At 75.2% G+C, this 12214-nt stretch carries 12 protein-coding genes; 5 read left to right on the forward strand and 7 right to left on the reverse strand.

Annotated features, from left to right (window positions below):
* Positions 1-208: 208 nt before the first annotated feature.
* Positions 209-1417, forward strand: a complete 1209-nt coding sequence (locus ACSUPT_RS13135) for an NAD(P)-binding protein (RefSeq protein ID WP_399218766.1) — start codon at positions 209-211, stop codon at positions 1415-1417.
* A 44-nt stretch (positions 1418-1461) separates the two neighbouring features.
* Positions 1462-2460 carry a zinc-binding dehydrogenase gene (locus ACSUPT_RS13140; protein WP_436944366.1) on the forward strand — a complete coding sequence of 333 codons (999 nt, stop codon included), beginning with the start codon at positions 1462-1464 and terminating at the stop codon, positions 2458-2460.
* 156 nt (positions 2461-2616) lie between these two features.
* On the opposite strand, the gene ACSUPT_RS13145 is transcribed toward ACSUPT_RS13140, so the two are convergent.
* Entirely contained in the window at positions 2617-3090 is a 474-nt protein-coding gene (locus tag ACSUPT_RS13145; RefSeq protein WP_436944367.1) for an N-acetyltransferase family protein, read from the reverse strand.
* A gap of 143 nt (positions 3091-3233) precedes the next feature.
* Entirely contained in the window at positions 3234-4517 is a 1284-nt protein-coding gene (locus ACSUPT_RS13150; protein ID WP_023587911.1) for an adenylosuccinate synthase, read from the reverse strand.
* A gap of 173 nt (positions 4518-4690) precedes the next feature.
* Here ACSUPT_RS13150 and ACSUPT_RS13155 point away from each other — a divergent pair, with 173 nt between their 5' ends.
* On the forward strand, positions 4691-5569 hold the full coding sequence (locus tag ACSUPT_RS13155; RefSeq protein ID WP_399218764.1) for a diacylglycerol kinase: 879 nt from the start codon (positions 4691-4693) through the stop codon (positions 5567-5569).
* Positions 5570-5795: 226 nt separating this feature from the next.
* On the opposite strand, the gene ACSUPT_RS13160 is transcribed toward ACSUPT_RS13155, so the two are convergent.
* Together ACSUPT_RS13160 and ACSUPT_RS13165 are read right to left on the reverse strand one after the other, a co-directional pair.
* A complete protein-coding gene (locus ACSUPT_RS13160) occupies positions 5796-6020 on the reverse strand; it encodes a hypothetical protein (RefSeq protein WP_351967056.1) in 225 nt (74 codons plus the stop codon).
* A gap of 49 nt (positions 6021-6069) precedes the next feature.
* Positions 6070-6573 (reverse strand): GbsR/MarR family transcriptional regulator, encoded by a 504-nt coding sequence (locus tag ACSUPT_RS13165; protein WP_361658432.1) that lies wholly within the window; start codon positions 6571-6573, stop codon positions 6070-6072.
* 94 nt (positions 6574-6667) lie between these two features.
* Here ACSUPT_RS13165 and ACSUPT_RS13170 point away from each other — a divergent pair, with 94 nt between their 5' ends.
* Both ACSUPT_RS13170 and ACSUPT_RS13175 read left to right on the forward strand, forming a co-directional pair.
* Entirely contained in the window at positions 6668-7564 is an 897-nt protein-coding gene (locus ACSUPT_RS13170; protein WP_436944368.1) for an ABC transporter ATP-binding protein, read from the forward strand.
* Positions 7561-9198, forward strand: a complete 1638-nt coding sequence (locus tag ACSUPT_RS13175) for an ABC transporter permease (protein ID WP_436944369.1) — start codon at positions 7561-7563, stop codon at positions 9196-9198. Before ACSUPT_RS13170 ends, ACSUPT_RS13175 begins: the two co-directional genes overlap by 4 nt.
* A gap of 155 nt (positions 9199-9353) precedes the next feature.
* Here ACSUPT_RS13175 and ACSUPT_RS13180 read toward each other — a convergent pair whose 3' ends face one another.
* The 3 genes from ACSUPT_RS13180 to ACSUPT_RS13190 all read right to left on the reverse strand — a co-directional run bounded on the left by ACSUPT_RS13180 (position 9354) and on the right by ACSUPT_RS13190 (position 12103).
* Entirely contained in the window at positions 9354-10559 is a 1206-nt protein-coding gene (locus ACSUPT_RS13180) for a cytochrome P450 (RefSeq protein ID WP_436944370.1), read from the reverse strand.
* A 109-nt stretch (positions 10560-10668) separates the two neighbouring features.
* Entirely contained in the window at positions 10669-11592 is a 924-nt protein-coding gene (locus tag ACSUPT_RS13185; RefSeq protein WP_436944371.1) for an RNA polymerase sigma-70 factor, read from the reverse strand.
* A 37-nt stretch (positions 11593-11629) separates the two neighbouring features.
* Positions 11630-12103: a carboxymuconolactone decarboxylase family protein gene (locus tag ACSUPT_RS13190; protein ID WP_399218760.1), complete on the reverse strand. Its 474-nt coding sequence runs from the start codon at positions 12101-12103 to the stop codon at positions 11630-11632.
* Positions 12104-12214: the final 111 nt, after the last annotated feature.

Consider the following 12214-nt stretch of genomic DNA (forward strand, 5'->3'; position numbering starts at 1 on the left):
CGGGCACCCGCCTCGCAGGCCCCGCCCTCGCGGCACCGCCGTCGGGGGCACGCACCCTCGCGGCACCGCCGTCGGGGGCACCCACCCGCGCGGCACCGCCGTGTGGGCACCCGCCCTCGCAAGTCCCGCCCGTCGCGGGCCGCTGTCACGAACGCGTACCCCTGTCCGGTCCTCCTGCTGAAGCACCCGACTCCAGGAGGAGCGAGCCATGACGAGCACCCCCCGTACCGGACCGCGCCGCGTCACCGTCGTCGGCGGCGGCCTCGCCGGGCTGACCGCCGCGATCACCGCCGCCGAGGCGGGCGCCCGCGTCACCCTGTACGAGTCGCACCGGACGCTCGGCGGCCGGGCGCGCACCGCCGAGGGCCCCTACCGCGTCAACGAGGGCCCCCACGCCCTGTACCGCCGCGGCCCGCACTGGGCGTGGCTGAGGGAGCGCGGGCTGCTCGGGCCGATGGCGCGGGTCCCGCTGCGCGAGGCCGCCCGGTTCCGGTTCCACCAGGGCGGGGCGCTGCGCCTCCTCCCGCCGCGCGGCGTGCTGCGGCTGGCGCGGCGGGACCCGGCCGACGCGCCCGTGGACAGCGACTTCCTGACGTGGGCCGGCGCCCAGGCGGGTCCGGACGAGGCACGGGCGGCCGCGCACTACAGCGGGGTCGCCCTGTTCCACCACGACCCGGGTGCCCTGTCGGCGCGCTTCGTCCAGGAGCGGCTGCACCGGGCCGCCGCCGTGCCGCCCGAGGCCCGGTACCCGCGCGGCGGCTGGGGCGAGGTCGTGGAGCGGATGGCCGCGCACGCCTGGAACCTGGGCGTGCGCGTCGAGGTCGGCGCCCGGCTGGAGGCCCTGCCGGACACGGCGGCCGGGCCCGTGATCGTGGCGACGTCCCTGGACGCCGCGCGGCGGCTCCTGAACGACCCGGCGCTCACCTGGGAGAGCGGCCGCACGGCGCTGCTGGACCTGGCGGTGCGCCGCCGGCCGGGCGACGCGTTCGTGGTGTCGGACCTGGACGCGCCGGGATGGGTGGAGCGGTTCACCGCCCAGGACCGGGGGCTGGCCCCGGCGGGGCGCGAGCTGATCCAGGCGCAGTTCCCGGTGGCGCCCGGCGAGCCGCGGGCGGCGGGCGTCGCGCGCGGCGAACGGCTGCTGGACCTGGGGTTCCCGGGGTGGCGGGAGCGTACCGAGTGGCGCCGCGAGTCCCTGGCCCAGGGCCGTACGGGCGCGGTCGACCGGCCGGGTACGACCTGGCGGGACCGGCCGGCGATCGAACGGGGCGACGGGGTGTTCCTGGCGGGCGACGCGGTGGCCGCGCCCGGCCTGCTCGCGGAGGTGTCGTTCGCCAGCGGCCGCAGGGCCGCGGAGCTGGCCGTCCAGGCGCTCGCCGCGCCCCGGACCGGCGGCCTTGACCTCAACCATGCTTGAGGAACCAGTCTGTTCCCGTACCTTCCGTCAGACAGGAGCCCGCCATGCACGCCGTCCGCCTGCACGCCTTCGGTCCCGCCGAGAACCTGACGTACGAGGAGGTCCCCGACCCGGTGCCCGGCCCCGGCCAGGTCCGTGTCGCCGTCGCGGCCGCGGGGGTGCACCTGCTGGACACGGCGCTGCGCGAGGGCATGCCGGGCCCGTTCGGCGGACCGGCCGAGCTGCCCACCATCCCCGGCCGCGAGGTCGCCGGCACGGTGGACGCGCTCGGGGAGGGCACCGACCCGGACTGGCTCGGCAAGCGGGTCGTCGTCCACCTGGGCGCCGGGCCGGGCGGCTACGCGGAACTGGCCGTCGCCGACGCGGACCGCCTCCACGCGATCCCGCCCGGCCTGGACGAGCCGGCGGCCGTCGCGATGATCGGCACGGGGCGTACCGCGATGGGGATCGTGCAGTTCACCGAGGTCGGTCCGGACGACGTGGTGGTCGTACCGGCCGCGGCGGGCGGCATCGGCACGCTGCTGGTGCAGTACGCGAAGAACGCGGGCGCCACCGTCGTCGGCCTCGCCGGCGGCCCGGCGAAGACCGAGCTGGTCCGCGCGCTCGGCGCCGACGCGGCGGTCGACTACACCCGCCCCGAGTGGCCGGCGCTGGCCCGCGCGTTCCTCGGGGAGCGGCGGGCGACGATCGTGTACGACTCGGTGGGCGGCGACGCGGGCCGCGAGGCGGTCGGCCTGCTCGGCAAGGGCGGCCGGCACATCGTCTTCGGCTGGTCCAGCCAGGGCATCCGGGAGGGCGGTCCGCTCACGTTCACCGACGAGGAGCTGGCGGAGCGCGGCATCACGTCGCAGCAGGTGCTGGGCCGGGCGATGCTCGACCGGGCGGGCGGCGACATCCGCGTCCTGGAGACCCGCGCCCTGGCGGAGGCGGCCGCGGGCCGCCTCCGCCCGGCCGTCCACCTCTTCCCCCTCCGCGAGGCGGCCGGCGCCCACACGGCGCTGGAGACCCGGGGGACGACGGGCAAGGTCATCCTGGTCCCGTAGCCACGCCGTGCCGCGCGGCCGCGTGACGCCCGTGCCGCGCGGCGCGGATACGGACGCCCGGGCCGCGCGGCCGCGTGACGCCCGATCCTCGCGGCGCGGATACGGACGCCCCGGTCCTCGGGGCGCGACCACGGGCGCCGGGTCCTCGCGGGGCGGCTACGGCCGGCCCAGCTCCGCGAGGGCCTCGTCCGTCAGGCGGTAGACGGTCCACTCGTCCTGAGGGCGGGCACCCAGCGACTTGTAGAAGTTGATCGACGGGGTGTTCCAGTCCAGGACGGACCACTCCAGCCGCTCGTAGCCGCGCTCCACGCAGATCCGGGCGAGCTCGCGCAGCAGCGCCTTGCCGTGGCCGCCGCCGCGCGCCTCGGGGCGCACGTACAGGTCCTCCAGGTAGATGCCGTGCACCCCGCGCCAGGTGGAGAAGTTCAGGTACCACAGCGCGAAGCCGACCGGCTCGCCGCTCTCGTCCTGCGCGATGTGGGCGTACGCGGCGGGCCGCTCGCCGAACAGCGCCTCACGCAGGTGCTCCTCGGTGGCCCGCACCTCGTGGAGCGCCTTCTCGTACTCGGCGAGGTCGCGGATCATGGCGTGGATGACCGGCACGTCGGCCGGGACAGCAGCTCGAATCATGCCCCCACCTTCCCACCCCCGCGCCGCGCGCACGGCGGGGCTCCCGCCGTGGACGCGCGACGGCCCCGCAAGGCGGTGGGCCTTGCGGGGCCGGGGCGCGGACGGGCCGGGGCGCGGACGGGCCGCGCGGTCCGGGGCCGCGGTCAGAGGAACGAGTTGATCTCGATCGTCTCCGTGCGGCCGGGGCCGACGCCGATCGCGGAGATCGGCGCGCCCGACATCTCCTCCAGCGCCTTCACGTACGCCTGCGCGTTCTTCGGCAGGTCCGCGAACGTCTTCGCCTTGGAGATGTCCTCCGACCAGCCGGGCAGGTACTCGTACACGGGCTTCGCGTGGTGGAAGTCCGTCTGCGAGTACGGCAGCTCCTCGACGCGCCGGCCGTCGATCTCGTACGCGACGCACACCGGGATCTGCTCCCAGCCGGTCAGCACGTCCAGCTTGGTGAGGAAGAAGTCCGTCAGGCCGTTCACCCGCGTCGCGTAGCGGGCGATCACCGCGTCGAACCAGCCGCAGCGCCGGTCGCGGCCGGTGGTGACGCCGCGCTCGCCGCCGATGCGCCGCAGCGCCTCGCCGTCCTCGTCGAACAGCTCCGTCGGGAACGGTCCGGCGCCCACGCGGGTCGTGTACGCCTTGAGGATGCCGATGACGCGGCTGATCTTCGTCGGGCCCACGCCGGTGCCGGTGCAGGCGCCGCCGGCGGTCGGGTTGGACGAGGTCACGAACGGGTACGTGCCGTGGTCCACGTCCAGCAGCGTGCCCTGGCCGCCCTCGAAGAGGACCACCTTGTCCTCGTCCAGCGCGTTGTTGAGGATCAGCGTGGTGTCGGCGACGTACGGCTTGATCTGCTCCGCGTACTGGAGCATCTCCTCCACGATCTGCCCGGCCTCGATCGCGCGCCGGTTGTAGAGCTTCGCCAGGATCTGGTTCTTGCCCTCCAGCGCCGCCTCGACCTTCTGGGTGAGGATCGACTCGTCGTAGAGGTCCTGGACGCGGATGCCGACGCGGTTGATCTTGTCGGCGTACGTCGGGCCGATGCCGCGGCCGGTCGTACCGATCTTCCGCTTACCGAGGAACCGTTCCGTCACCTTGTCCAGCGTGACGTTGTACGGGGTGATCAGATGGGCGTTTCCGCTGATCAGGAGCTTGGAGGTGTCGACGCCGCGCTCGTTGAGCCCGCTCAGCTCGGAGAGCAGGACGGCCGGGTCGACGACGACGCCGTTTCCGATCACGGGGGTGCATCCGGGGGAGAGGATGCCGGAGGGGAGGAGATGCAGCGCGTACTTCTGGTCGCCTACGACGACCGTGTGACCGGCGTTGTTACCGCCCTGGTAGCGCACCACGTAGTCGACGGATCCACCGAGGAGGTCGGTGGCCTTTCCCTTGCCCTCGTCACCCCACTGAGCACCGAGCAGCACAAGTGCGGGCACAGGCGTACACCCCTTCCGGGCGGGGCATGTCCAAGGCCAGGGGCGGAAGAAGTCGTACGGCGGTGTACGACGGCAGCCTGAGCCGTTGAACCGGTGCCCCGGAATAGACGAAGCCCCTGGCGCAATAGCGCAAGGGGCTCTTGCACAAAGATGCTACCCGAGGAAGGACCGAGGTGTCGGCTCCCGACCAGCTGCTGGTGGTCATCGACCCGGTCGCGCGCCGCTTCGACGGCGAGTCCGTACGGATCGCGAAGGACGTGCTGTGCGGTGGTGCCGCCGCGAAGGTGTGCCTGCCCGACACCCCGGAGGAGTTCGCGCGGGCCCTCGCGCGGCGGGGGTCCCGGCGGCCCGTGGTGATCGGCGACGACCGGGCGCTGGTGCGGGCCGTGGGCCTGCTGCACCGGGGCGGTGAGCTGGGCGGGGACGCCCTGTCGCTGGTTCCGGTCGGGCCGCGCGAGACGGTGCGGCTCGCCGTGTCGCTGGGCGCGCCGCCCGGTGCGGTGACGGCCGCGCGGGCGGTGCTGGACGGGGTGGCGCGGCGGCTGGACCTGCTGGTGGACGACCGGGGCGGGGTCGTCGTGGGCGGGGTGCGCATCCCGGAGGGGACGCCGTCGCCCGAGCCGTCGGCACCGCCCGAGGCGCGGTTCCGCCCTTCGGGTGGCGGGCCGCCGGTGCCGTCCGTGTGGGGCACCTGCCGGTCGCTGGTGCGGACCCTGGTGGGACCGGGCGGCGGGCGGGTGCCGCAGATGCGGGGGCAGCGGCTGCGGGTGGAGGCCGACGGGCGGCTGCTGGCCGATGTGGACGACCCGGTCGAGGGCGTGACGGTGGTGGCGCGGGACGGTGCGGCGGAGGTCGTCGTCCGTCCCCGGGCGGCGGCCCCGAGGCGGTCGGCGGCCCGTACGGTCACCGTGTCGGGGCCGGGCGGCGCCGGCTTCGGCTACCGCGCGGACGCCGAGCCGACCGGCCCGGTGCCCCGCCGCACCTGGACGGTGGCCCCGGCGGCCTGGTCCCTCCAGGTCCCGTCCCCGGCGCTGTCCCCGGAGAGCGCGTAGGCCCCCTGCCCGGCGCGTGGGGCCCGTGCGCGGCGCGTGGGGCCCGAGCGCGGGGCGTGGGACCGGTGCCCGGCGCGTGGGGCCCCTGCCCGGCGCGTGGGGGGCCCGTGCCCGGCGCGTGGGACCGGTGCCTGGCGCGTAGGACCCGTGCACGGCCCGGGACCCGGGGGGTCGGCGTGGCCTCGTAGGGCGGGGAGCACCGCGGAGGCGGCCGCCGCTGGCCGGGCTAGGGCGTCGGGTCGCCGGCCGGTGGCGGGGGGTCCTGCCGGTCGGGGTACATCAGCCATGTACCGCCGGTGATCAGGCCGAGGACCGTCAGGCCCAGGGGCAGGCGCCAGAAGCGGGTCGGTTCGGTCCAGTGCTGGGGGCCGCCGAAGGTCATCCACAGGGCTGTCGCGATCCCGGCGAGGACCACGGCGGCCCCGGCGGCGCGTCGTAACGCGAGAGGCATCCGTCCATGATCCCGCACGCCCCTGACCACGCCCGGCCGGGGGTGCCGGTCAGGCGGAGGGCGGCGGGGCGGCCGCCTTGCGCTGCCGCCAGCGGTCCATGATCTGGAGCAGTTCGTCGTGGAGGAACTGGAAGAACTCCGCCGTCTCCGCCAGCCGCTCCCCCGCCGCCGTGTCGCGGCCCAGCGTGTCGGCGCCCTCGCGCAGGGTCTTCTGCCAGCGGTTGAGGATCTCGTCGCGGCGGGTGAACACCTCGTACCACATGCCCTCGTGGAGCACGTACCGCTCGCGGCGGGAGCCGGGATCGCGCTCGCGGCCGATCATGTTGACCTGGGTCAGGTAGCGCACGGCGCCCGAGACGGCGGCAGGGCTGACGCGCAGCCGGTCGCCCAGTTCGGCGGCGGTCATGGCGGCGCCCTCGGAGACGAGCAGCGCCGCGAAGACGCGGGCCGCCATGCGCTGCATCCCGGCCTGCGTCAGCTCCCCGGCGAAGCGCTCGACGAAGCGGCTCACCGCGTCCTCGTCGCGCTCCGCGAGCCGGTCGTCGGTTCCCATGCGGCCCATCGTCTCCCCTCGGCTTTCGAACACCCCCGATTTTATACGGTTTTTTAACTTCACAAATTTGTGAATGCAGGCGTACCGTCGAAGCATGACGAACGCCATCACCGTCACCGGACTCCACAAGTCCTTCGGGCGCACCCACGCCCTCGCCGGCCTCGACCTGGACGTCGCCCCCGGCGAGGTCCACGGCTTCCTCGGCCCGAACGGCTCCGGCAAGTCGACCACCATCCGCGTCCTGCTCGGCCTGCTGCGCGCCGACTCCGGCACCGCCCGGCTGCTGGGCCGCGACCCGTGGCAGGACGCCGTCGAACTCCACCGCCGCGTGGCCTACGTGCCCGGCGACGTCACGCTCTGGCGCAACCTCTCCGGCGGCGAGGTGATCGACCTGTACGGCGCCCTGCGCGGCGGCCTCGACCCGGCGCGCCGCGCGGAGCTCATCGAGCGGTTCGAGCTGGACCCGACGAAGAAGGGCCGTACGTACTCCAAGGGCAACCGGCAGAAGGTCGCGCTCGTCGCCGCCTTCGCGTCCGACGTGGACGTGCTGATCCTGGACGAGCCGACCAGCGGCCTGGACCCGCTGATGGAGGGCGTCTTCCAGAGCTGCGTCCGCGAGGAGCGCGACCGGGGCCGCACCGTCCTGCTGTCGTCGCACATCCTGAGCGAGGTGGAGAGCCTCTGCGACCGGGTGAGCATCATCCGCAAGGGCCGCACCGTCGAGTCGGGGTCGCTCGCCGAACTGCGCCATCTGACCCGCACCAGCGTGGAGGCCGAGCTGGCCGCCCCGCCGGACGGGCTCGCGCAGCTGCCGGGCGTCCACGACGTGCGGGTCGACGGCAGCCGCGTACGGCTCCAGGTCGACACGGACCGGCTCGACGGCGTGCTGCGCTGCCTCACCGATGCGGGCGTGCGGTCCCTGACCAGCGCGCCGCCCACCCTGGAGGAGCTGTTCCTGCGCCACTACGAGGACGAGGCGGTGGCCCGGTGAGCGCCACCGCCACGACCACCGCCGCGCCCCGCGCCCCGCGCGACGCGCGCCCCGCGGCCGGTACGGGACCGCTGGCCGGCACCGGCACGCTGCTGCGGCTCGCGCTGCGCCGCGACCGGGTGATGCTGCCCGTGTGGGTGCTGGTCCTCGGCACGGTCGTCGTCAGCGGCGCCGGGTCGATCGACGCCCTGTACCCGACGGCCGCCGAACGGGCCGAGGTCGCCACGTCGATGACCGCGAACAGCTCCCTGCGGTCCCTGTACGGGCCGGTGTTCGGTGACTCGGTCGGCGCGCTCGTCGCCTGGCGGTTCGGGGTGTTCGCCTCGGTCCTGGCCGCCGTGATGAGCCTGGTCCTCATGGTGCGGCACACCCGCGAGGAGGAGGAGACGGGACGTCAGGAGATGCTGTCGGCCGCCATGGTGGGGCGGCGGGCCCCGCTGACGGCCGCGCTGCTCGCCGCGCTGGCCGGCAACACCGCCCTGGCGCTGGTCATCACCGCCGGGCTGGCCGGCCAGGACCCCGGCGGCGCGCTCGCGCTGGGCCTCGCGGTCGGGCTGACCGGCCTGGTCTTCGCGACGACGGCGGCGATCGCGGCGCAGCTGACGGAGAGCGCCCGTCTCGCGAAGGGCCTGACGGCCGGTGTGCTGGGCGCCGCGTTCGTGCTGCGCGCGGCGGGTGACGCGGGCGAGGCCGGGGGCGGGTCGCTCCTGACGTGGCTGTCCCCGGTCGGCTGGGCGGAGAACGTCCGGGCGTTCGCCGGGGACCGCTGGTGGGTGCTGCTGCTGCCGGTCGCCACCGTCCTGGGGCAGGGCCTGGCCGCGTACGCGCTGACGGGCCGCCGCGATGTCGGGATGAGCTTCCTGCCGGCCCGGCCCGGTCCCGCCGCGGGGCGGCTCGGCACGGCGGGCGCGCTGGCGTGGCGCCTCCAGCGGGGCGGCCTCGCCGGGTGGACGGCCGGGTTCCTCGTCGCGGGCCTCGTGTTCGGAGGGATGGTGGAGGGCGCCGCCGACCTGGTCGGGGACAACGAGCAGGCGCGGGAGATCTTCCAGCGGATGGGCGGCGCGCGGGCCGTCAGCGACACGTTCCTGGCCGCGCTGCTGGGGCTGTTCGGGATGGTCGCGTCGCTGTACGCGGTCGGGTCGGTGCTGCGCCTGCACGGCGAGGAGACCTCGCAGCGCGCCGAACCGCTCCTCGCGGCGCCCGTCGGACGGCTGCGCTGGGCCGCCGGGCACCTGGTGGTCGCGTTCGCCGGGTCGGTGCTGCTGATGGCCGCCGCCGGGACGGGGATGTACCTCTCGTACGGGCGGGACTTCGGCGGCGTGATGAGCGCGGCGGCCGTCCAGCTGCCCGGCGTGTGGCTGCTGGGCGCGCTGGCGGTGCTGCTGCACGGGGCGTTCCCGAAGGCGGCCGCCGCCGCGTGGGGCCTGGCCGGTCTCGCGGTCGCGATCGGCTGGATCGGTCCGGCGCTGGACCTGCCGCAGGCCGTGCTGAACCTGTCGCCGTTCGGGCACCTGCCGAAGCTGCCGGGCGCCGACATGGCGTGGCAGCCGGTGCTGGTCCTGCTCGCGGGGGCCGCGGCGCTGGTCGCGGCGGGACTCGCGGGGCTGCGGCGGCGGGACCTGGTGACGTCCTGACGGGGGCGGCCCGGCGGGGCTCGTGGCGGCGGACACCGCCTCGGCCGGGCCCCTGCCGACGGGCACGTGCCCAGCCGGGCCCGTGGCGGCGGGCGCGCCCTGAGCACCGGCGAACCGCCGCCCGGATCGCCCGGCCGCCCGGATCGCCCGGCCGCTCACAGGGTGACGAGCAGCTCCTCCAGCCCCCGGATCACATAACCGGGCCGCCACCGCGGCTCGGCGGCGGGGCGCATCCCCGGGGCCCGGCGCAGGAGTTCGCCGAACGACGCAGTGAGCTCCAGCCGGGCCAGCGGCGCGCCCAGGCAGTAGTGGATGCCCGCGCCAAAGCTGACGTGCGGGTTCTCCGTACGGGCCAGGTCCAGGCGGTCCGGGGCCGGGAACCGCGCGGGGTCCCGGTTCGCGGAGCCGAACAGCAGCGCCACCTCCGAGCCGCGCTCCACGGTCACCCCGCCGATCTCGATGTCGTCCAGCACCCAGCGCTCGAACATCTGGAGCGGGGTGTCGTACCGCAGCAGCTCCTCCACGGCCGCGGACAGCGGTACGGCTCCCGAGCGCAGCGCCGCGAGCTGCTCCGGGTGCCGGAACAGGGTCCACCAGCCGTTGACGGTCGTGTTGACGGTCGCCTCGTGGCCGGCGTTGAGGAGCAGGACGCAGGTGGAGACCATCTCCTGCTCGGTGAGCCGGTCGCCCTCGTCGTGCGCGGCGATCAGCGCGGACACCAGGTCGTCGCCGGGGTCCTTCCGCCGCCGGGCGATCAGCTCGCGCAGATACGCCGAGAACTCGGTGGACGCGGCGACCGCGCGCCGGGCGGTGTCCTCGTCCGGGTTCAGCTCGAACATCCCGCAGATCGCCGCCGACCAGGGCCGCAGCAGGGCCCGGTCGGCGGCCGGGACGCCGAGCATCTCCGCGATGACCGCGACGGGCAGCGGCTCGGCGACACGGGCGAGGAGGTCGCCGCCGCCGTCCGCGACGAGCCCGTCCACCAGCTCGGCCGCGAGCCGGTGCACCACCGGCTCCAGCCGCTCGACCGTGCGGGGGGTGAACGCCTTGGCCACCAGCCGCCGGATACGCGTGTGGTCGGGCCCCTCCAGATCGAGCAGCCCCTGCCCGTTGAGCGTGGTGAACGGCTCGTGCTCCGGGGGCGGCGGGGTCCGGCCGAACTCCTCGTGCGTGAAGCGGTGCAGATACGTCCGCCCCAGCCGCCGGTCCCGCAACAGGGCGGACACATCGGCGTGGTGCGGGACCAGATACTGCCGGGTCGGCGCGAACCAGTGGACCCGCCCCGCCTCGCGCAGCGCCGCGTACACGGGGTAGGGGTCGGCGACGAACCGGGGCGACCAGGGGTCGAACACCATCTCCATGCCCGGACGCTACCCCCTCACCGCCGCCCCGTCGCCTCCCCCTGCACAGACCTGTGTGGGAGGAGCCGTACCGGAAGGGGCCGACCGGAAAGGCCCTTGTGGTGGTGGCTCAGTGGTGGGCCCTGCGGGCTCGTCGCACCTCGCGGTCGATGGCCCAGGCGTCGGCCACGGGGCCTATGTGGGCGAGCTTGTCGGGGTTGATGACCGAGCGGATGGTCTGGATCCGCCCGTCCAGCACGTCGAGGGTCAGCGTGTGGAGGACCCGGCCGTCCCGGTCGCGGACGATCGCGCCCGGCTCGCCGTTGACCTCGCACACCTCCAGCGTCAGGCGGGCCCGCGCCATCTGGGGGAACACGGCGCCCAGCAGCCGTGCCACGTTGTCGGCGCCGACGACGGCGCGGGCCAGCTGCGGGGCCTTGCCGCCGCCGTCCCCGACCAGCTGGACGTCGGCGGACAGCAGACTCCGCAGCCCGTCCACGTCCCCGTCCCGCAGCGCGTCGAAGAACCGCTCCGCCAGCTCGCGCCGCTCCCGCCGGTCCGCCTCGAACCGCGGCCTGCCCTCCTCCATGTGCCGCCGCGCCCGCACCAGCAGCTGCCGGCACGCCGCCTGCGAACGTCCGACCGCCGCGGCGACCTCGTCGAACCCGAAGCCGAACACCTCCCGCAGCACGAACACCGACCGCTCCAGCGGGCTCAGCCGCTCCAGCAGCAGCAGCGCCGCCATCGACACCGAGTCGGCCAGCTCCGCGGAACGGGCCGGGTCCTCGTACGGATCGCTCAGCAGCGGCTCGGGCAGCCACGGGCCCACATAGCTCTCCCGCCGCACCCGGGCCGAGCGCAGCACGTCGATCGCGATCCGCGTCACGGTCGTGGACAGGAAGGACTTGACCGACACCGGCACGGTCGAGGAGCCGTCGAAGCGCAGCCAGGTCTCCTGCACCGCGTCCTCCGCCTCGCTCACGCTGCCCAGGATCCGGTACGCGATCGAGAACAGCAGCGGCCGCAGCTCCTCGAACTCCTCGACCTCGTTCACTCCGCTTCCCCCTTCGGTCCCTCGCTCCCGGCGCCGCTCAGTGGAACTGCCCGGGCTGGTAGTCGCCGGCCGGCTGCCGGGCGATGATGTTCAGCCGGTTGACCGCGTTCATGAAGGACACCAGCAGCACCAGGGCCGTGAGCTGCTCCTCGTCGTAGTGCTCGGCGGCCCGCGCCCACGCCTCGTCGCCGACGCCGCCGGCCCCGTCCGCGACCCGCGTGCCCTGCTCCGCCAGCTCCAGCGCCGCCCGCTCGGCCTCGGTGAACACCGTGGCCTCCCGCCACACCGCCACCAGGTTCAGCCGCAGCGCCGTCTCCCCCGCGGCGGCCGCGTCCTTGGTGTGCATGTCGACGCACACGGCGCAGCCGTTGATCTGGCTCACCCGCAGTGCCACCAGCTCCTGCGTCGCCGCCGGCAGCGCCGACGCCTTGAACCCCCTGCCCGCCGCCATGAAGTGCTTGAGGATCGGGCCGGCGGTCGGGCTGGCGAGGTAGTTCAGTCGCGCGTCCATGGGGTGCTCCTCTGTCGAATCGGTGCCTGCACCCCCTGAGACGAGGCACCCCGACGGCCTGTGACAGGGCCCCGTGTGACCCCCGTCACGGGCGGACCCGGCCGCTCTCCA

This window comes from Streptomyces sp. SudanB25_2051 (assembly GCF_964272635.1).
Taxonomy (GTDB): domain Bacteria; phylum Actinomycetota; class Actinomycetes; order Streptomycetales; family Streptomycetaceae; genus Streptomyces.